Here is a 20,095-nt window from a genome sequence, read left to right on the forward strand (position 1 = left end):
GTGCCCGCCGTCCAGCGCATCGCGGTCGCATACGACTGTCTCTACCCCTACACGACGGGTGGCGGTGAACGACTCTATCGGGCGTACGCCGAGCGATTGCAGCGATCAGGCAGATCCGTCGACTACCTGACCACGGTTCAATGGGATGACCGACCGGTGGGCGAGCCGTTCCATGTGGTGCCGGTGACGGGCCGCCTTCGACTGTACGGTCCGAACGGCGTGCGGCGGACCGCCGCTGCTCTCGCCTTCGCCTGGGCTCTGTTCAAGAGCCTGCGCCGACGGCGGAAGGAGTATGACGCGGTCATCGTCAGTGGCCTTCCCGTGCTCAATGTGTTCGCGGTTCGGGCAGCGCTCGCGCGCTCGGGTGTTCGCGTCGTCGTGGACTACCTCGAGGTCTGGGGACGAAACCAGTGGGCGGAGTACGCAGGTCCGCTGACGGGAACCGTCGCCTGGCTCCTCCAACGGGCCGCAATCGCCCTCACGGATACAGCGACATGCCATTCCCAACTGACCGCCCGTCAGCTGCGCACGGAACGCTACCGCGGTGAGCTCCTCATCAGCCCCGGGCTGATCGAGGATTCCGCATGTGCGGAGTTCGTCCCATCTCCCGGCGCCCCCCCATACGTTCTCTACGCCGGGCGGCACATTCCAGACAAGCAGGTCGACAAGCTGCCGGCGGCCGTGGCGCACGCCCGCCGATCCTTGCCGGATCTTCGTCTGGTGATTCTGGGGACGGGTCCGACGTCCGACGCTGTTCGTGACGCTGTCGCGCGCGCCGACGGCACGAGCTGGGCCGACCTGCCCGGCTTCGTCTCCGAGGAGCGACTGGAGGAACTGATGGCCAATGCCGCGTGTCTGGTCAACCCGTCGCGGCGCGAAGGATACGGCCTGGTCGTCGTCGAAGCGTCTGCACATGGCACCCCCGTCGTTCTGGTCGAAGGGAGCGGGAACGCCGCCACCGAACTGATCGCGCCCGGGGTCAACGGTTTCCTCGCGCCCGATGCTGGCACCCCTGCCCTGGGAGATGCGATCGTCCGCGCAGTGGGCGGCGGCGATCCGCTGCGAGACACGACGCGCCAGTGGTACGAAGAAGCCGTGCGCACGCGAACGGTGGATCGCACCGTGAGTGCCATACTCGCATCGCTCGACGAAACGACACCGCACTCGCCCGACCCGCGTGCTCGCGGCGGCATCGAAGAAGAAAGTCCCTCGTGAACAATCCAGAACCCGACCGTACCGTCGAGCTGACGATCCTCATGCCCTGCCTGAACGAGGCCGAGACGCTCGCCGTGTGCATCACCAAGGCGCAGGGCTTCCTCGCGCGCTCGGGAGTCACCGGTGAAGTGCTCGTCTCCGACAATGGCAGCACCGACGGTTCTCGGGAGATCGCGACGAGCCTCGGCGCGAGGGTCTCCCATGCGCCCCAGCGCGGTTACGGCGCCGCGCTCATCAACGGCATCGAAACCGCCCGCGGCACGTACATCATCATGGCCGACGCCGACGACAGCTACGATTTCGAGAACCTCGAGCCATTCGTCGAGCGGCTGCGTGCCGGAGCTGACCTGGTGATGGGCAACCGATTCAAGGGTGGCATCGCACCCGGCGCCATGCCACCGCTGCACAAGTACCTCGGAAACCCAGTGCTCTCAACGATCGGCCAGTTGTTCTTCCGACCGAATGTGCGCGACTTCCACTGTGGGCTCCGGGGCTTCAACGCGGCCCGCATGCGCGAGCTCGACCTGCAGACGACGGGCATGGAGTTCGCCTCGGAGATGGTGGTGAAGGCGTCCCTGGCTCGATACCGGATCGAAGAGGTGCCGACGACCCTGAAGAAGGACGGCCGCTCGCGTCCACCGCATCTCCGCAGCTGGCATGACGGCTGGCGCCATCTCAGGTTCCTCTTCCTCTTCGCGCCACGCTGGTTGTTCGTGTATCCCGGACTTGTCGCGTTCCTGCTGGGCTCGGTCGCCGTGGCCGTGCTGGCGTTCGGCGGGATCCAGATCGGCGTCGTCGGCTTCGACGTGACGACGATGGTCTACGCGAGCGCGCTTTGCGTCATCGGCTACCAATCACTGCTGTTCTTCTGGTTGACGAAGCTCTATGCAACGCAGGAAGGATTCCTGCCGACGAGCCCGCGCTTCCGGTCCATCGTCGCGAAGTGGACCGCCGAACGTGGTCTGCTCATCGGCCTGGGACTGTTCGTGTTGGGTATCGTCATCGCCATCGTGCAGGTGTTCCGATGGGGCAACATCGATTTCGGGCAACAGAACGCCGCAGAGGCTGTCCGGATCGCGCTGCCGAGCGCGCTGGCGATCATGCTCGGATTCCAGACGATGATGATGAGCTTCTTCTCGGGCGTGCTGACCATACCGCGGCGAGATACGCGCGCAAGCGCAGTCATCGAGAGCTGACGCATGCCGCCGAGAGTCCTCGTCGATCTGCTCGGGTTCACCGGCGCGAGGGGCGGCACCGAGACGTACACCCGGGAGATCGTCACACGTCTCCCAAAGTTCCTCCCCGATGCGCAATTCGTCGCGCTGGCGAATCGGACGGCTCTGGAGCGGGTCGGCGGCTTCTTTCCAGGCGAGGTTCGTGCTGTCAGGTGGGTGGGCGCTGATCGCGTGACGTGGGCGGCGGGTGAGCTCGTCGCGGTGAACAGAGCCGCACGCGCACTCGACATCGATGTGATCTGGTCGCCCGCGAACTTCGGTCCGATCAGCCGGGCACCGGCTGCGAGGGTGATCACGGCTCATGATGTGATCTATCACGAAGCTCGCGGCTCGGGCCTTGCCGGCATCCTCGCGTGGCCGAGCTCGATGTTGATGGAACGGTCGGTCAGGACCGCCGACGCCGTCATCACCGGCTCGCACGCTGCGGCAGCCGCGTTGGAGTCGCACATCGGCGTGCCGGCGAGCGCGATGTCTGTGATCCCGCACGGCACTCGAAACGGCGTCGCGCCGGAGGCCCCTTGGGCGCAACTCGCGCCGCTCGGGATCGCTCCGGGACGGCCCCTGGTACTCAGCACCGGAAACAGACTCCCCCATAAGAATTTCGATGGCCTCGTGCGGGCGCTAGCGACGATCCGACCCGAGCGGCGCCCCCTTCTGGTGATCACCGGCGGTCGGCGCGACGATCCGCTCGTACCGCTGACTCGCGACCTTCGCCTCACCGACGACGTGCGCCTGCCCGGGTGGGTGAGCGCGGATCAACTGGAGTCGCTGTACGCCGTCGCAGATCTCTATACATGCCCGTCGCTGTCCGAGGGTTTCGGCCTGCCAGTGGTCGACGCGATGCGGCGCGGCTGCGTCGTGCTCGCCAACGACGTCCCGGTCTTGCGCGAGGTCGGGGGAACCGCAGCGCGCTACGCGGATGCGGCGTCGCCTGCCGCATTCGGGCGAGCGATCACGGAAGCACTCGATGCGGCGCCCGATGCGGACCGTCGCGCTCAAGGTCGCGACTGGTCGGAGCGCTTCACGTGGGAAGAGTCCGCACGTCGCACGGCTGCGGTTCTCACCCAGGCCGCAGCGCTCACGGAGCGCCGTCGTGCCTGACCCGTCGCCGTTGTGGAAGCGCCTGGCGGGGTTCACGCTGGTGCCCGCCATCGCCGCGATCTCTCCGCTGCTCGTTCTGCCGATCGTTTCGCGTACCGCAGGTCCCTCGGGCTGGTCGAGCGCGATCGCCGGGGAAGCCGTGGGGACGGTGGCGGCGATCACCATCGGCTACGGCTGGGCCTCAATCGGCCCGGCATTGGTATCGATCGCGAAGGACGATGCGCACCGCGGGTCGATCTACCGAGAATCGATCGTGGTGCGACTCACGATCGCCTTGGCTGCACTGCCGATCATGGGCGTCATCTGCTGGCTGATCGCCTCCCCTGGTTCTGAGTGGCTCTCGGTTCTGATGGGACTTCAAGGCGCGCTCATCGCCCTATCCTTCGCCTGGTTCGCCGCAGGAACGGGAGACCCCCGCTCGATCATCTTCTTCGATGCGCTTCCGCGCCTTTTGGTCACGATCGTCGCGGCTTTCGTGATCGCCCACATCGGGATCGTCGAGCTGTACCCGATGGCGGGTATCGCGGTCACACTCATCGGAACCGGCCTGTTCACGGTACGCGTGCTCGCGCGTTACCCCGCTCCGTGGCCGCGAGCTCGCGAGTTGTCCCGAATGTTTCGCGCGGGGTTCCCCGTCGCTCTCAACGACGTTGCTCTCAGCGCGTACTCGAGCGTGCCTGCGCCGCTCGTGAACGTCACGGCGACTCCGATCGAAGCGGCGGGATTCGCATCCGCCGACAAGATGCTCAAGCTCGGGCAGTTCCTTCCGATGACTCTGGCGAACGCGCTGCAGGCATGGATCGGCGAGGCCCACGGACCCCATCGCCGGCGCAGGATGAGACAGGCGCTCGCCGCGCACGGAGGGTTCGGGCTGCTCGGCGGAATTCTGCTCGCGGTCTTCGGCTCGTGGGCGAGCCTGATTCTGTTCGGCGCCCAGGCCCAGGCCACCACCGGGGTGCTCATCGCCCTCGGAGTCACGTTCGCACTGTTCTCGTTGCGGACTTCGATGACCCGGCATGTGCTGTTCCCGGCCGGCGAATCGCGGGCTGTGCTGCGAGCCACACTCGTGGCCACGGCAATCGGGGTACCGGCGATGATCGGTCTCGGAATCGTCCTCGGACCAATCGGAGCCGCGACCGGCTATGCGCTGACCGAGGGGGCGGCCACCGTTCTGCTGATCCGTCGTTGCGTCGAAGCGATGCGGCGGCTGGATGCCGCCGCGCCCATCGCGCCCTGACACCGGCGCTCGGCGCTCTCCGGGGCTCCCGGACAGCGCCGACTAGGATGTTCAGGGCACTGACTGGAGGCACTATGACTGACGCGCGACGCGCACTGATCACCGGCATCACGGGCCAGGACGGCGGACATCTCGCCGAACTGCTCCATGGCAAAGGGTACGAGGTGTACGGGCTCATGCGTGGGCAGAACAACCCTCGCCGCGTCGAGGTCGAGAGCGAGATGCCGTACGTGCGTCTCATCGAGGGCGATCTGATCGATCCCACGTCCCTCGTACGCGCCGTGGAGACATCCGATCCCCACGAGCTGTACAACCTGGCCGCGATCAGCCATGTGGGGTATTCCTTCAAGAATCCGACGCTGACGGCCGACGTCACCGCGAAGGGCGTACTCAACGTCCTCGAAGCCGTCCGCATCACCGGTCGCTCGGAGTCGACGAAGGTGTACCAGGCGTCTACGTCTGAGATGTTCGGGGGTTTGGACTACAACCGTCCCGGAGCCGGCTACAACGAGAACTCGCTCTTCCATCCGCGCAGCCCGTACGGCGTGGCAAAGCTTTACGGCCACTGGATCGCCAAGAACTATCGCGAAAGCTACGGCATGTTCGTCTCGTGCGGCATCCTTTTCAATCATGAAGGCGAACGCCGCGGCGTAGAGTTCGTCACCCGCAAAATCACCCACGCGGTCGCCCGCATCAAGTTGGGAATGCAGTCCAATATCGAGCTGGGTGATCTGTGGCCCAAGCGAGACTGGGGGTACGCGGGAGATTTCGTCGAGGGTATGTGGCGGATGCTGCAGCACGACGTGCCGGACGATTTCGTGCTCGCCACCGGTGAGACGCACTCCATCGAAGAGTTCCTCACGCTCGCCTTCGCCGAGATCGGCATCGACGACTGGCGCCCGTACGTCGTTCAGAACCCCGCCTACATGCGTCCGGCAGAAGTCGACATCCTGCTCGGTGATCCCACCAAGGCGGAGGATGTCCTCGGGTGGAGGCGCGCGGTCGACTTCCCCGGACTGGTGAGGCGCATGGTTGCCCACGATCTGCGCCTGGCGGAGGCCCAGCGCGCGTCCGCATGACACGTCGACTGATCGTCACCGGCGTCGACGGCTTCGTCGGTCGCCACCTCGCGCGGCTCGGCGCCGACGCCGGCTTTGAAGTCTTCGGCGTCTCGCGAACGAAGTCTCCCGACAGATCACTCGGCGCGAACCTGAGCGGGTATGCGAGCGCCGATCTGCGTGAGCGATGGCCCGCGGATGCCCCAAGCGATGCTGTCGTCGTACATCTCGCGGGTCTCGCTGCAGTGGGAGCATCCTTCGACCGCCCTCAGGACTACCTCGCGGGCAATAGCGCGATGATCACGACGATGTGCGAGGCCCGGCTTGCGCAGCGAGCAACCGGTCGGGTCGTGGGAGTCAGCACGGGGGCGGTGTATGCCAACGACGGCCAGCGTGTCGCGACGAGCGAGAACGACGACGTCGCCTTCAGCTCGCCGTACGTCGTGAGCAAAGTCCTCGTCGAGAATCAGTTCGCCTACTACCGAGCGCGCGGGCTGAACAGCGTGATCGCCCGTCCCTTCAATCACATTGGACCTGGTCAGGGACCGGGATTCCTCGTTCCCGACCTGCTTCGGCAACTCCGTGACCTCGGGTCAGGTCAGCCGCTCCACGTCGGCAACCTGTCTACGGCCCGCGACTACACGGATGTCCGGGATGTGGCGCGTGCATACCTCGCGCTGGCGGCAGCCGACCATCTCCCGCACACTCTCTACAACGTCGCGTCGGGAGTTGCCCGCACGGGACGAGAGCTCTTATCGAAGCTTTGCGACGCCGTCGGCATTCCCGTACCGCCGCTCGAAGTCGACGCTAGCCGGATCCGCGCCGCCGATCCGGCGCGAATCGTCGGCGACGCGACCCGTCTGCGCGACGACCTCGGCTGGGCGCCGCGGATCCCGTTTTCGCAGACGATCGCCGACACGATCGACGACTGAGGCCGCCGCCGAACGAGCAGGTCTTCAGGATTGTGCGCCGCGCGTATCCGCGCGCACACGCGTGAGCAAACCGTAAGTCTGTACCGCGAGACCGGCAAGGGGGCCGCCCAAGAGCGCTGTCGTCAGACGCTGATCGAAGGGAAGCGGTAGAAGAAGCAGTAGGACTGTGACGATTGCGGCGATGATCCACCCCGCGGCGTAGAAGCCGTGATGCGAGCGCACGAGCAGGGCTGGCCCTGCGACACTCATCAGCCCGACCAGACCCGCACTCGCCACGATAGCCCCAGCCATTCCGGCGGTGATGGTATAGCGGCCGTCGGAGATCGCCGCGATGAGAGGGGGCCCGATCCAGAGCGCGACGAGCGACAGCACGCCGACCACGGCCGCGGCCACCGCCACGAGAATCGCGAGGCGACGCAGGAGCGTGTCTCCAGCGTGGCGCAAGACCGAGATCATGTAGCTCTGGAGGGCCAGGAGCGGGATGACGATGGGCGCTCGGGTGATTGTGATTGCCAGAACGTGAGCGGCGAGTTCCGGCGCCGGAACGGCCGGTGAAGTCACCTTGAGCAGGACGGGCAGTCCTGATACGAGCAGGCCGGTCGCCGCTGCCGCACCCATCGTGCGCAGAGTGTTGAACGCCAGGTCCTGATACCCTACATCGAGCTGGAACCTGCCGACGATGCGCCGGCGAACCGTGAGCCACGTCGCGCCGAACGCGATGATGAATGGCGCAGAGACCAGCAGAACGATCCAGCCAGGTGACAGGTGTAGCGCGAACCCGGTGACCACCAGAACCGCTCGAACCAGCGCGTCCACGATGGTGATCATGGCTACGCCTCGCCACACTTGAAGGCCGTACATCACGCCGGATAGCACCACCATGAAGAGGTATCCGATCAGGCCGATCGTCAGGCTCCCGACGAGGCTGAGCATCGGTACGGTAGTCAGCTGCGACGAGAAAACGATCCCGATCACGACTGCGGCGACAGCCAGGATGCCGGCGAAGACGACGGTGGCGTTCCGCAACGCAGGTGGCCGATGCGCGGGCTCCGCCGGGTGCGCAGCTCGCGTCACTTCCTGCTGGATTCCGGTCAGCGCCGAGCCGCAGAGGTACAGCGTCGCCCAGTAGACCGAGAACGCGACGTACGAGTCTGCCGTGGGCAACATCCGAGGGGCGAGAAGCTGGATGGCGTAACCGACCACACCGGCGACCGCTGTCGCCAGGAGGACCGCTACGAGACCTCGCTTGGCGGACTCAGTCGCGCTCGTCATCCGCGACTGCGCCCCGTTCCTCTTCCGTAGATCCGTGCTCTGGGCCAACTCCCGATGCGGCCGCGGCCGCTCGGATGTCCTCCAGGTCCGCGCGCAGAATCGCGACGTCTTCCGCGAGCCGACGCACTTCGTCCTCAGCGTGCGACAACTCCCACGACAGGTGTAGTGCTACCCCGACCAGCAGCACGATCGCGAGCGCGAAGATGAGATTGGACGGAACGGCGACGCCAAAGAGGTTTGAAAGCCCGACCAGGAGTGAAGGGAAAAGAGCGAGGATCAGGATCGCCAGTCCGATGACGATCCACAGCACCGCATACTTCTCGCGCAGGCTCCGCCGCAGGAGAAGGCCCACGATGAGGGCCAGGACCAGGAGGGCGAAGATGATGCCCGCGGCGACGATCATGCGGAGGCCTCGTTCGCCCGACGAGTTCCGCGCAAGAGAGCCAGGGAGAGTGCGAAAACCGAACGGAGCAGATAGACGCTCGCGCCGAGAGGGTTCTGACTCGGCTTGCCATGGACCCGTTCTCGCATCGCCACCGGCACTTGCACGACGGTGAGGCCCGCGTGCAGGGCACTCACCAGGGAATCGACCGTATCGCCGAGATACTCAGCGGGGTAGTAACGGACATACTGATCGATGGCTCGACGGTTCGCCGCGCGGAAGCCGCTCGTCACATCTGTGAGCCTCGTCCTGGCCACACGACTCACCACGCTCGCGAGGAAGATCATCGCCCACCTGCGAGGTCCGCCGACCGCGTAGTCTCCGACGTCGGCGAACCGCGCACCGATCGAGATGTCTGCGGTCGCGAGACCGTCCAGCACTCTGGCGATGTCCTCGGGATTGTGCTGACCATCCGCGTCGACCTGTATCGCGTATTGGTAGCCGTGCCGCTGCGCATACGTGAAGCCGGTCCGCATCGCTCCGCCGACGCCGATGTTGAATGCGAGCGGCAGAACTCGGGCACCTGCAGCGCGCGCCTGCGCGCCGGTCTGATCGGTCGAGCCGTCATCGACAACGACCACGTCGTACGGCTCGTCGCATGCAAGAATTTCGCGGATGGTGGTCCCGACGTTCGCCGCCTCGTTCCATGCGGGAACGATCACGAGAATCCTTTCGGCATCGACGGCGGGCATTCGTCCAGGCTACCGTGCACGTGCGCAGGCCCCGTCACGGCACGCGTCGTCGACCGGCTGTGACCGCGCTCGATCGACGCGCAGTCGGCGATGCAGAGCCAGCGAGAGCCGCCGATTAGGATTCAGGGATGACCACCCGGAAGACCGCCGTCGGCCACCGGATCGCCTGGATCGCCGTTCCGTTCCTGCTCCTGCTCACACTCGTCGCTTGGGCATTCGCGTCGCCGTTGGGGGCGAGTCCCGACGACGATTTCCACATGCCGTCGATCTGGTGCGGTCTGGGCGAGAAGCCCGGGATGTGCGAGTTGACGGACGATCCGTTGACACGTGTCGTCCCGGCATCGCTCACAAACGCGAGCTGCTTCGCTTTCCACCCGGACCAGAGCGCTGACTGCTGGGATCCGTCGCTGGTGAGCCTCGTGGAAACCGAACGTCTGAACACCGGTCAATATCCGGCGGTCTTCTACGCGACAATGGGTCTGTTCGCGTCAAACGACGTGCAGACCTCTGTGCTCCTGATGCGCATCTTCAACTCCGCTCTTGCGGTTGGAGTGATCACCGCGGTGTTCTGGGCCCTCCCGCGACGCCTTCGGGCGGTGCCCGTCGCGGCTGCGCTGGGAGCGAGCGTACCCCTCGGACTGTTCATCATTCCGTCGGTGAACCCATCGTCGTGGGCATTCCTCTCCGCGGTGACGGTATTCGCCTCTCTCCTGGGCGCCGTTGAATCCACAGGCCGCCGGCGCTGGGTTCTCTCTGCGCTGGCGCTTGCAGGCGCGCTGATCGGTGCAGGCGCCCGAGCGGATGCCGCTGCATACACCGTGCTGGCGATTCTCGTCGTCGCGGTGATGGGCGCTCGTCTGCAGAGACGACTCTTGATCCCGGCGGTGACCGCAGTCCTGATCTGTGTGCTCTCGCTCGTCCTGTACCTTTCGGCGAGTCAGGGTGGCGCGCTCATCTCCGGTCTCCCGGGCATCACCGAGCCGCTCACCGTCGGCGACCTCGTCGCGAACCTTCTCAACATTCCTTCCCTGTGGAGCGGCGCTCTGGGCGGATGGTCACTCGGCTGGCTGGACACGCCGTTGCCGTCCGTGGTCGAGTTCTTCTCGCTCGTCGTCGCCGGAGGCGTCATCTTCGTGGGCACCCGATCCGTGAGCCTCCGTCGATGGCTCGCCATCGGGATCGCGGGCGGGGCGCTGTGGCTCGTGCCGTTCGTTCTTCTCGCGCGCTCGAATGCGGTCGTCGGCGAGCAGATCCAGCCGCGCTACATCCTTCCGCTTCTCGTTCTCTTCCTCGCGGCGGTTTCAGCTGCTGACGGAGGCTGGCGGTGGTGGCGTGGTCCTCGACTGGCAATCGCCGCGGCGTTGCTCGCAGTGGCGGGCTCGGTCGCGTTGCACACGAATATCCGTCGGTACACGACTGGCCTCGACGACATGGCCATCGACCCGGGTTATCAGTCTGAGTGGTGGTGGACCAACATCCCGCCGGCCGGAGTCGTGTGGGTTGTCGGTTCCATCTCTTTTGCTGGCGCGCTGGCATTGTTGTGCTTCGTCAGTTGGCGAGCCGGCGTGACGGCCGGTGCGCGGGATGCAGGGGGCGCTGACATTTCCTCCGACGATTCGGTTGAACGGGGCCGGGGCGGTTCGCCGACCCCACCGACTGAGAACCTGCGGTCAGGAACCGGCGGTGCGGCGTCGCGGAACCCACCCGCGAAGCCGCCGAGCGATCCGCTGCAGGTCTGAGGGACGCTTGTCCAGCTCGCGGCCCAATTCCTCACGAAGCACGTCGCGTACTGCGTCGCGGACAGCGCCGTCGATGTAGTCGGTCAGGTAGAGCGCGAGACCTGGTCCGTGGGCCGCAGCGTACTCGCGGAGCGCCTCGTCGCGAATCAGCCGATCGAAAGCGACGTGGTCGTGCGCCAGGGTGAACATGCTGTTGCCGAGTGCTCCGTCAACGCCGATGCGCTGCATCCAGAACGCCAGGGGTGGCCCGTCCAGGAACCCGATACTGTGGCCGATGGCCGTTCGGAGGTTGAACTCCCAGTCCTCAGCTGCATGGATGTCCTCTCGGTAGAGACCGACTTCATCGTGCAGCTTGCGACGATAGAGGTACGCGATCGGCACGAATCGGTTGACGGCGAGAAGGTCCGAGTACAGGATCTCGTGCACATCCGACCAGAAGGGTGCCCGCCCGACCTCGGCAAATCCTCCGTCCGCCCGCTGCTCTTCGTAGACGATCTCGGTTCTCGCTGCGACGCCGATGTCCGCCGGGTGTGCGTCCAGCCACCCGACAGTGCGCGCGAGAAACGCCGGATGCCAGAGGTCGTCATCGTCGTGGAGTACGACGAATTCCGTGCCAAGCCCGGTCACACCTTGGTTGGCCGCGGCTGACCTCCCGAGCGACGTCGGATTGTGATTCACCTGGATCCGCCCGCGCACCTCCGGTGCGAGGGCGGCGACGGCAGCATCCACAGTCCCACCGTCGCCACCGTCGTTCACGATGAGGACGGCCCAATCGGCGTAGTCCTGAGCAGCGATGTCGTCCAGGGCACGGGTCAACAGCCCGGGCCGGTTCTTTGTGCGGACGACGATTCCGACGCGAGCAAGGCTCTCTGGCACGCGGTTCCTCCTCCAGAAGCACTGGGGCCCGAACCTATCATTCAGCGGGTCAACCCCGCGCCCGCCTACAATCTTAAGGGTGCTCCGCCGCGTCCGCGCCCTCTGGCGAAAGGCACGCGAATCCCCGCGCCTGCGCCCCCTCCTCGACTTCGTCGATCGATGTTGGTGGGCTCGTGCCATCCTGCGCGCCCACATCGTCGATGTGGATTTCGTCGCGGCTCAGGGCACCCGACTCACCGCTCGAGCGGCAGTGCAGGCGTACGTCCGCGGCGGCTTCCGTACTGGCATGAGCCTGAATCCGCTCTTCATGGAGGAACTCGTCTCGACACAGCTCGCCGACGCCGATCGGGTGCCCGCGCTGTATGCGTACGCCGTCGGCGATGTCGATCGAATCGTTACGAGCGTCATCTGGGACTCGGTCGCGTACGCGCGCGCATTCCCGGATTCCGTCGATGCACGCGGAGGCCCATTAGGACATGCGTGGCGCGGTGCGCGAGCGAGCGGTCGGATCGACCTCGGTACTACCGATCACCCCGAAATACACAGGTGGGCTGAGGTGCATCGGGTAGCAATCTCCGCAGCGGAGCGGTCGAGCCGACCAGATCGGGCAGATCTGCATCCGGCGATCGCGAACATTGTCCTGCTGAGTCGGATCGCTCGCGATGAAGAGCCGGGGCGCCCGCTCGTCGCAGCGATGGAGATGTCACACCTCGCCGAAGCAGACGTCGTCATCGCTGTCGCCGATGAAGCGACGGATGCGTGGGTCGCCGCCTCCCTGATGTCCTTGCGACTCCCTCGCTTCCAGGTAGTCCTCGACACGGAGGACATCGTCGACCGCGTGGCAGCACGTGCACCCGCAAGCGCTGTGGTCGTCGTGCGGGGCGAACGCGCCGATGTATCCGCACAGACCCTTATCGATCTTGCGGAATCAGCTGTCCATGGGCAGGTCGCCCCGCTGTGGGTCGCGTTGGACGGGACGATCGCCTCCGCCGGGATCATCGCGCACGGATCCCGGACTGCGCATCTTCTCGCCGGTCATCCCATCGAGGACGCGGGTCGCCTCGGCTCCTCCATCGAGGTGATCGGCACGGCGGGAACGACGTTCGCAAGACCGGTGACGTCGTCGACCGCACCGTCCACCACACGGCTCGATCTGATATCTCGTGCCCCTGCGCACAAGTCCGAACCGGAGCCGACGGATGCGCCCGACACGGATCTGGCCGGGATCCTGTCCCCGCTCGGCTTCGATGTGCTCGGATGGGACGGGCGCCGTCCGACGCTGAGCCGTCGGCGGTCCTTAGTGCGGCTTCCCGACGGCTCCGAGGTGTCTTCGCTGCGCTGGGCGCTGAAGATCGTGGCACCGCCGGGGCGCGTCGGCGAGGCGTGGGGGGACACGCATTTCGCGCGTGGACTCGCCGACGCGCTGAGACGACTCGGGCAGGAGGTGGTTATCGACGCCTACGACGCCCGACAACGCCCGACCGTCTACCTCGACGACGTCGTCGTGGCTCTCAGAGGCCCGGAGCCGTTCTCGCCCCAACCGAACGCATTTTCGATCCTCTGGATCATCAGTCATCCCGACCAGATCACGGCGGACGAGGTCCGGAACTTCGATGTCGTCTACGCGGGATCGCACGAGTGGGCGCGATCGGCCAGCCACCGATTCAGTCGTCCCATCGAAACGCTCTTGCAATGCACCGATGCGCATCGGTTCCGCCCGTTAACCGGAAGGCGAACGAAGGACATCGTATTCGTCGGGACCGCGCGCGGGATTCCACGACCCTCCGTTTTGGAGCCGATCGCCGCGGGCATCCCGGTGCGCGTCTACGGACCGGATTGGCGAGGCTGGATACCTGCCCGCTCGATCATCGCGACCGGAATCGCCAACAGCGAACTCCCGGAGCTCTACGGGTCAGCGGCGGTCGTGTTGAACGATCACTGGCCGGCCATGCGGGATGCGGGCTTCATATCGAATCGCCTGTACGACGTCGTTGCTGCCGGCGGGCGAGCCATCAGCGATCACGTCGAAGGGATCGCCGAGACCTTCGGCGGAGCGGTGCGCACCTACGGGTCGGTAGGTGAACTCGTCGAGCTTATGCAGGGTGACCTCGATGCACTGTTCCCTGATGAGGCCGAACTGCGCACGATCTCCGATCGGATTCGCACCGACCACTCCTTCGATGCGCGTGCCCGAACGCTGCTTGATGCAGCCCTTCGAGGGGTCGATCCGTCAACTTCGGTCGGGTGACTCTGCGACAGAGACCCGTGCCGCCACAGTGCCGACCGTGTGCTCATCGTTCACAACCGTGAAGCGAGCACCCTGTTGCAAGCCATGACTACTGGGCTCGCTGATGCCCGCCGCATTGGCGTTCACGTAGTACTGCCCGGCGCCGAGATTGAGGGCAGCGATAGTCAGGTCGACGCTCGTGGGCTCCGAAATCGGCTCCAGCCTGTGTTCGAGCAGATCCGTATTAGAGGCCAGCACCATGTGCCCCAGGGGTGTATCGATGCTGAAGCCGACCGCCCAGCGTTCCATGGGTCGGAGCGCATCGACGTTGATCCGAATGGTGAGCGGATCCCCCACGACGTACTCGGTCGTGGCCACCCCGTCCCGGCTGAGCAGCTCGATGGACTTCACCTGGATCGGGTGCACTGTCTCATCGCCGCGCGGCTCACCGACACGTCTCCCATCGAGCGCGTCACGCAGTGCGCTGATCGCGCCGTTGGTCTCGCCGTCATAGACGACTTTTCCGTCCTCTAGAACGATTCCTCGATCGCAGAGCTCTGCCACCTGCTGCGCAGAGTGACTTACGAGAATAATGGTGCGGCCTTCCGCGCGGAATTGCTGGATGCGATCCATGCACTTGCGCTGGAACGCCTCATCGCCGACGGCGAGCACCTCGTCCACGAGGAGGATGTCTGGATCGGTGTGTACAGCCACCGCGAACGCAAGCCGGACGTACATGCCCGACGAGTAGAACTTGACGGCCGTCTCGATGAACTCGCCGACGCCGCTGAACTCGACGATCGCGTCGAACTGCGCCTCGATCTCGCTGCGCGAGAGGCCGAGGATTGAGGCGTTGAGGTGGACATTCTCGCGGCCGCTGAGGTCGGGATGGAACCCGGCGCCCAGCTCAAGCAAAGCAGCCATCCGCCCTCGCGTGTGAACGGTGCCTTTCGTGGGCGCCAGAATGCCGCCGATGAGTTTGAGTAGAGTGCTTTTCCCCGATCCATTCGCCCCGAGCAGACCGACCGTCGTTCCGGCAGTGATGGACAGCGACGCGTCGTCAACCGCGACGAACTCCTGCCGATAAGCCTGACCGAGTCGGCCAAAGTGCACGATGCGGTCTTTCAGACTGTTGTCCCGCCGGATGGTGAACACCTTGGTCACTGCGTCGAGCCGGACGATCTCCGGGCCTGTGGTCTCATGCCTCTGCATCACAGCTCCTGCGCGAAGTTGCCCTGGAGGCGCGTGAACACCCGGTGCGAGATCCAGAGGATCACCAAACCGACCGCTCCGGCGATCGCCATGCGGAGGCCGAGGTCCGGCGGATAGTCAGCGGGGGTGCCGGCTCCCCAAAAGGCCTTATGGAAACCCAGGACCGCCAGGGTGAGCGGGTTCGCCGCGTAGACCTCGAGCAGCCACGCAGGCAGGTCGAAGCGGTAGAACACGTCGACGACCATTCCCCACGAGTACACGATCGGGGACCCCCACATGGCGAGCATCAGCACGACCTCGGTGAGGTACTGAATGTCGCGCAGGTAGACGTTCACCGCCGAGAGGAGGAGACCGAATGCGATCCCGTAGATGAGCATAAGGAGCACGGAGGGGAAGAACCAGAGCATCATGGCGGGACCGGGCAGCGCCTGGAAGATCAATGCAGCGACAAAAAGCACGATCAGCTGCACAGCGAACATGAACGCGGCGCCCCCGATGCTGGCTAGCGGGAAGATCTCGCGCGGCAGATAGATCTTCTTCACGAGCCCGCTGTTCAAGATCAGCGAACTCGTCGAGCCGGAGACCATGTCGTTGAAGAACGTGAAGAGGGTGAGTCCGGAGAACAGGTAGATCGCGAAATCATCGATTCCCTCAGCGGCGCGCAGAAACTGTCCGAGCACGATGAAATACATGAGGAACTGGATCAACGGACGGATCACGGTCCACAGGAATCCGAGAAAGCTGTCGCGATAGCGGGCCTGGAGGTCTCGCCGGATCAGGAGGTCGAGCAGGTGCCGACGGTCGAAGATCTCACCGATCTTGCCGGCTCGCCCGCGCGTGCGCAGACCTCTGCTGTCGATGGTCGAGAAGGGCTCGGCTGCCAGCCGTGCGAATCGTGCCGAAGTTCCCAAAACCCTCACTCTTCCGAAGAACCATCAAACTATACCGGGGCGAGCCTGCGCGCCCGCCGTACGGTCAGTCGCGGCGGAGCATTCCGCGCAGGCGTCGGGCGATACGGCGGAGCGGTTCTACTACAGCGACTGCTCTCTCCACGATCGCCGGGTTGTTGCGCCGCCGGTACATCCGCCAGATGTCGCGCGCCGATCCTGTTCCGACCCAGCCGGAGTGGCGGAGGAAGTCGATCTTCTCGTATGCGTTGCCGGGTATGGTGAAGGACATCTCGTCCAGCTTGAACTCCAGCGCGGTGTGACTGATCGACATGTAGTCGAACGTCGAGACGGTACGCGTGTGGTAGCCCGATTCACCGGCGGCGTACGAGGGCATGCGCTCCAGAACGTGGGCAAGGCCGCCGTCACGATACGCATCCTCGCCGCCGAACTGTTCGTAGGTCCAGGGATGCTGCGCGAGCAGCCGCAGCGCCTGAGGTCGCGCGATGAACATCGATCCGTACGGCGCGAGCGGCGAGACGTCGTCCAGCGGCACCCGAATCCCCAATTCGTCGGCCACGCGCTCAAAATTCGGCTTGTTCGCCCACCACGCCCGCCCCAGAGTCGGATAACCGATGTGGATCATCGGCGGGTAGACGATGCCCAGACCTTCCTCTCGCTGGAAAAGGGCCATCAGGTTTGCGATGTAGCCCGGATTTCGCAGGAGATTGTCGAATTGCTGTTCCTTGAAGTGACGACCGACGTTGAACCCGTCCTGCGGTGTCTTTTTCGAGTGGAGCTTCACGACCAGATCGTACGCATGGCCGAGCAGCAGATCGCGGCAACCGATCAGGAAGGCGCTCTGATCGCGCCCGTCATTCGATTCGACGATTCGCACCTCGCTTCGTCCGTCGCTCGCTCCGCGGCGACGCGCGATGATCGCTTCGATGCGAGCGGCGCGCTCCGGGTCCGGCGTGGTCACGACGAGGTCGTACGGTCCCGGCAGACCGTCTGCGCGGTCGAGGATCTCGTCGGTCATCTCGTCATAGAAGATGTGCGCGATGACCACGATGCTCATCGGACGATTCTGGTCGTAGGCGACATCGACGTCGGGAAGCACCTCCAACATGCCGGCATCCGCATTGAGGATCTTCGGTGGCACGTTGCGCGCGAGATTCTGCCAGATCACCTCCATCGGGAATCCGTGCGACGCGACCTTTGCGAGCGTCCAGCGACCGACGACAGCGTGGACGTCCAAGAACGGTGGCCAGTGGAAGAACGGACGTCGCTTGAGTATGGGGCAGCCGTCGTCGATCAGCTGCTCGGCATTGAACAACGACGGATTCTCGGTGTCGTAATCGCTCAGTGGGAAGGCCGCAGCGTGAGTGAAGCCGAGTTCGGCGAAGTGCTCGGTGAACACGACCTCGTGTTTGAGTACGGCGTCGAAATAGCCGTCCATCGCGGGCAGATCGCGCCAGTAGTCCCGCCACGCCTCCGATAAGAACATCTCGCGACGTACCGCGATCCAGTACGACTGCAGGTGATAGGGCAGGATCCCCTCGCCTGTGAAGGGATTAGGAGACTCTCTCGCGTGGTCCGTCAGTCCCCAGAAGTGGACCGCCCGCGAATTCATCCGTGCCAGCACAGGCGACCAAGGCCGGATCGGCCCGAACCAGGTGTCGTTGGTGAGGACCACCTCGTCGAACTGCGCGATCCGCTCGCCGACATGTCGCAGAGCATCACGGTGAGCGCCGATGTCGAACCCCGTGTTGGTGCGGACCAGGATCTCATCAGACACTGGCGCCAGCTTGGCTCGCCCTTCCGCCGACAACGCGCCGTTCACCACCACCAGCACCGTCTCCGCATGCTGGCGCAGACCCGCCAGAGCAACCGGAATGAAATCGTCGACCTGACCGCGTCGATCCCACACGACATAGATGAGCAGCCGCTTACCAGCGGACGGAAACACCATTCCCGACGATGTCGCCGTCATCGACGTGATCCCTCAGTGGCGTGCCGGCCGCGTAAGGCGCGGAACCTGCGACGCACTCCTGCGATGATCCGCCCCACCGGATGAAGCAGACGCACAGCACGTGGTCGGTTTCGGCGCAGATACATCCATAGGTAGTCGATGGCGCGCCCTCGGCCCACGTTGCCCATGCTATGAAGGAACTGGATCTGCTCCACTGGGTATCCGGGCGTCGTAGAGGCCATTTGATCGATCTTGTACTCCAGCGAGTTGTGACTGATCCCGGCATGCTCGGCGCCGATAATGGTGCGCACGTGATACCCGCGTTCGCCGGCGGCTCCGACGAACAGACGCTCCTGAAGACGCGCGAGATCTCCCGGTGGCATGGATCGCTTCGCCGCAATGGCAGCCCAGTCCTGTGCCAGCATCAGGCGAAGCGCATCGGGACGCGCGATGAACATGCCTCCGAAGGGGGCGAGAGGAGACGCGCCGTCCATGGGCACCTTGACGCCCATGCGTTCGTTGGCCCAGACTGCGGAATCGCGCAGCCCCTCCCACGCGCCTCCCATATTCCCGTAGCCGATATGAATGGTTGGCGGAAAGACCATGCCCAGTCCGCTCTCGCGCTGGAAGAGCGCAAGGGCGTTGCGCGCGTATCCCGGGCTTCCGAGGACATTGTCGAGCTCCCACCGCTCGAAGTATCTGCGCTCGTTGCCGGTCCGGTCCCCGGGGAGACGCGTGTGCACCTTGACGACGAGGTCGTAGCGGGGGGGCTCGAACACGTTGTGGCAAGCCGTCAGGAACGCACTCATGTCAGAGCCTCCGTCACTGCCGCCTTCCCGCACCTCGATTACTGCCGCTCCAGAGGGCCGCGCTTGGACAACTGCATCCCGCAGAAGTTCAGCGATCGGAGCGACGGCCGTGAGCACCACGTCATACGGTGCCGGCAGATGAGACATCCGATCGAAGATGCCGGGAAGTGCGTCGATCCTGGTTATGTGGGCGATGACGAGAATACGGAACGGGCGAGCCGAATCGTACCCGACATCCACGTCCGGCAGCACCTCGAGCATGCCGGCGTCCGCGTTGAGGATCCTCGGAGCCACGTTGCGCGCGAGGTTCTGCCAGATCACGGCCATCGGAAAGCCGGAACCCGAGATGCGACGGAGGATCTGTCGGCCGATCACCGCATGGCGGTCCAAGAACGGGGGGTAGTGGAAAAATGGCCGACGCTTCACGACGGGGCAGCCGTCCTCGAGCAGGAGGTCCGGGTTGAACAGGGCGGGATGATCCGTCGGGTACTCGGCCGAGGGGAACGCGACATCCACTGAGTAGCCAAGCTCGGTGAAGTGATTGGTGAACATCGCTTCGTGCTTCAGCACCGCATCGAAATACGACGGCATCGAGGGCAGGTCCCGCCAATACGCTGTCCACGCATCCGACAGGAACATCTCGCGGCGAACGGCGATCCAGAAAGACTGAAGGTGATAGTGAAGCACGCCGTCGCCGGTGAAGGGATTGGGCTCCTCGCGTGCGTGATCGGTGAGTCCCCAGAAATGGACCGCCCGATCGCCCATTCTGGCGAGCACGGGACCGAACGGTCTTACTGGACCGAACCAGGTGTCGTTGGTCAGCACGACCTCGTCGAACTCTGAGATCCCCTCCCCTATATGATCGAGCGCCTCTTTGTGAGCCCAGATGTCGAATCCGACATTCTCGCGAACGAGGATCTCGTCCGAGAACGGCTCGAGTGCGGCCCGGCCGGCATTGCTCAACGGCCCGTTGATTACCACCAGGACACGGGTCGCGCCATCACGCAACCCGGCGAGGGCGACCGGGATGTAGTCGTCGACCTCACCGCGTCGATCGAAGACGACGTAGACCACCAGCCGCCGTCCGTCAGATGGGAACGCTGCTGGCGGCATCGCATGAGCCGGGCTTTCCAGGACGCCTGTCATCGCTGAGTACTCTCCACCGTCGTTCACTACTCGGCACGGCGCG

At 65.0% G+C, this 20,095-nt stretch carries 16 protein-coding genes; 8 read left to right on the forward strand and 8 right to left on the reverse strand.

Annotated features, from left to right (window positions below; all coding sequences use genetic code 11):
• From BLT19_RS15570 to BLT19_RS15595, 6 genes are read left to right on the forward strand one after another with little or no spacing between them, the layout of a single operon-like run.
• Nucleotides 1–1,215, forward strand: coding sequence for a glycosyltransferase family 4 protein (locus BLT19_RS15570; RefSeq protein ID WP_172825651.1), 1,215 nt, complete (start codon nt 1–3; stop codon nt 1,213–1,215).
• 41 nt (nt 1,216–1,256) lie between these two features.
• Nucleotides 1,257–2,411, forward strand: a complete 1,155-nt coding sequence (locus tag BLT19_RS15575; protein WP_091494178.1) for a glycosyltransferase family 2 protein — start codon at nt 1,257–1,259, stop codon at nt 2,409–2,411.
• 3 nt (nt 2,412–2,414) lie between these two features.
• The gene (locus tag BLT19_RS15580) at nt 2,415–3,551 is read left to right on the forward strand and encodes a glycosyltransferase family 4 protein (RefSeq protein ID WP_091492138.1); all 1,137 of its coding nucleotides are present in this window, start codon (nt 2,415–2,417) and stop codon (nt 3,549–3,551) included.
• Nucleotides 3,544–4,788, forward strand: a complete 1,245-nt coding sequence (locus tag BLT19_RS15585) for a lipopolysaccharide biosynthesis protein (RefSeq protein WP_091492141.1) — start codon at nt 3,544–3,546, stop codon at nt 4,786–4,788. The genes BLT19_RS15580 and BLT19_RS15585 overlap by 8 nt, the downstream gene beginning before the upstream one ends.
• Nucleotides 4,789–4,835: 47 nt before the next feature.
• Nucleotides 4,836–5,867, forward strand: coding sequence for a GDP-mannose 4,6-dehydratase (locus BLT19_RS15590; RefSeq protein WP_231917688.1), 1,032 nt, complete (start codon nt 4,836–4,838; stop codon nt 5,865–5,867).
• Nucleotides 5,864–6,778 (forward strand): NAD-dependent epimerase/dehydratase family protein, encoded by a 915-nt coding sequence (locus BLT19_RS15595; protein WP_091492146.1) that lies wholly within the window; start codon nt 5,864–5,866, stop codon nt 6,776–6,778. Before BLT19_RS15590 ends, BLT19_RS15595 begins: the two co-directional genes overlap by 4 nt.
• Nucleotides 6,779–6,802: 24 nt before the next feature.
• On the opposite strand, the gene BLT19_RS15600 is transcribed toward BLT19_RS15595, so the two are convergent.
• From BLT19_RS15600 to BLT19_RS15610, 3 genes are read right to left on the reverse strand one after another with little or no spacing between them, the layout of a single operon-like run.
• Nucleotides 6,803–7,981, reverse strand: coding sequence for a hypothetical protein (locus BLT19_RS15600; RefSeq protein WP_157681877.1), 1,179 nt, complete (start codon nt 7,979–7,981; stop codon nt 6,803–6,805).
• Nucleotides 7,982–8,033: 52 nt separating this feature from the next.
• Nucleotides 8,034–8,453, reverse strand: a complete 420-nt coding sequence (locus BLT19_RS15605) for a DUF2304 domain-containing protein (RefSeq protein WP_091492153.1) — start codon at nt 8,451–8,453, stop codon at nt 8,034–8,036.
• Complete coding sequence (locus tag BLT19_RS15610; RefSeq protein WP_091492156.1) at nt 8,450–9,184, reverse strand: glycosyltransferase family 2 protein; 735 nt, start codon at nt 9,182–9,184, stop codon at nt 8,450–8,452. The genes BLT19_RS15605 and BLT19_RS15610 overlap by 4 nt, the downstream gene beginning before the upstream one ends.
• A 128-nt stretch (nt 9,185–9,312) precedes the next feature.
• Here BLT19_RS15610 and BLT19_RS15615 point away from each other — a divergent pair, with 128 nt between their 5' ends.
• Nucleotides 9,313–10,923, forward strand: a complete 1,611-nt coding sequence (locus BLT19_RS15615; protein ID WP_091492159.1) for a DUF2142 domain-containing protein — start codon at nt 9,313–9,315, stop codon at nt 10,921–10,923.
• Here the strand turns inward: BLT19_RS15615 and BLT19_RS15620 are convergent.
• Complete coding sequence (locus tag BLT19_RS15620; RefSeq protein WP_157681878.1) at nt 10,855–11,799, reverse strand: glycosyltransferase family 2 protein; 945 nt, start codon at nt 11,797–11,799, stop codon at nt 10,855–10,857. The genes BLT19_RS15615 and BLT19_RS15620 overlap by 69 nt on opposite strands.
• A 79-nt stretch (nt 11,800–11,878) precedes the next feature.
• Here BLT19_RS15620 and BLT19_RS15625 point away from each other — a divergent pair, with 79 nt between their 5' ends.
• Complete coding sequence (locus tag BLT19_RS15625; RefSeq protein ID WP_157681879.1) at nt 11,879–14,047, forward strand: glycosyltransferase family protein; 2,169 nt, start codon at nt 11,879–11,881, stop codon at nt 14,045–14,047.
• Here BLT19_RS15625 and BLT19_RS15630 read toward each other — a convergent pair.
• From BLT19_RS15630 to BLT19_RS15645, 4 genes are all read right to left on the reverse strand, one after another.
• Nucleotides 14,030–15,238, reverse strand: coding sequence for an ABC transporter ATP-binding protein (locus tag BLT19_RS15630; RefSeq protein ID WP_091492165.1), 1,209 nt, complete (start codon nt 15,236–15,238; stop codon nt 14,030–14,032). The genes BLT19_RS15625 and BLT19_RS15630 overlap by 18 nt on opposite strands.
• The gene (locus BLT19_RS15635) at nt 15,238–16,149 is read right to left on the reverse strand and encodes an ABC transporter permease (RefSeq protein ID WP_172825652.1); all 912 of its coding nucleotides are present in this window, start codon (nt 16,147–16,149) and stop codon (nt 15,238–15,240) included. Before BLT19_RS15635 ends, BLT19_RS15630 begins: the two co-directional genes overlap by 1 nt.
• 64 nt (nt 16,150–16,213) lie before the next feature.
• Nucleotides 16,214–18,118, reverse strand: a complete 1,905-nt coding sequence (locus tag BLT19_RS15640) for a rhamnan synthesis F family protein (protein ID WP_091492168.1) — start codon at nt 18,116–18,118, stop codon at nt 16,214–16,216.
• Complete coding sequence (locus tag BLT19_RS15645) at nt 18,115–20,052, reverse strand: rhamnan synthesis F family protein (RefSeq protein ID WP_091492170.1); 1,938 nt, start codon at nt 20,050–20,052, stop codon at nt 18,115–18,117. The genes BLT19_RS15640 and BLT19_RS15645 overlap by 4 nt, the downstream gene beginning before the upstream one ends.
• Nucleotides 20,053–20,095 lie beyond the last annotated feature (43 nt).

Origin of the sequence: Microbacterium pygmaeum, assembly GCF_900100885.1 — a bacterium.
In the GTDB taxonomy this organism is placed as follows: domain Bacteria; phylum Actinomycetota; class Actinomycetes; order Actinomycetales; family Microbacteriaceae; genus Microbacterium; species Microbacterium pygmaeum.

Coding starts and splice junctions, on each gene's coding strand:
- BLT19_RS15575 (WP_091494178.1), top strand. CDS start 1,257: ATGCCCTGCCTGAACGAGGCCGAGACGCTCGCCGTGTGCATCACCAAG.
- BLT19_RS15580 (WP_091492138.1), top strand. CDS start 2,415: ATGCCGCCGAGAGTCCTCGTCGATCTGCTCGGGTTCACCGGCGCGAGG.
- BLT19_RS15590 (WP_231917688.1), top strand. CDS start 4,836: ATGTTCAGGGCACTGACTGGAGGCACTATGACTGACGCGCGACGCGCA.
- BLT19_RS15595 (WP_091492146.1), top strand. CDS start 5,864: ATGACACGTCGACTGATCGTCACCGGCGTCGACGGCTTCGTCGGTCGC.
- BLT19_RS15605 (WP_091492153.1), bottom strand. CDS start 8,453: ATGATCGTCGCCGCGGGCATCATCTTCGCCCTCCTGGTCCTGGCCCTC.
- BLT19_RS15610 (WP_091492156.1), bottom strand. CDS start 9,184: ATGCCCGCCGTCGATGCCGAAAGGATTCTCGTGATCGTTCCCGCATGG.
- BLT19_RS15615 (WP_091492159.1), top strand. CDS start 9,313: ATGACCACCCGGAAGACCGCCGTCGGCCACCGGATCGCCTGGATCGCC.
- BLT19_RS15630 (WP_091492165.1), bottom strand. CDS start 15,238: ATGCAGAGGCATGAGACCACAGGCCCGGAGATCGTCCGGCTCGACGCA.
- BLT19_RS15640 (WP_091492168.1), bottom strand. CDS start 18,118: ATGACGGCGACATCGTCGGGAATGGTGTTTCCGTCCGCTGGTAAGCGG.
- BLT19_RS15645 (WP_091492170.1), bottom strand. CDS start 20,052: ATGACAGGCGTCCTGGAAAGCCCGGCTCATGCGATGCCGCCAGCAGCG.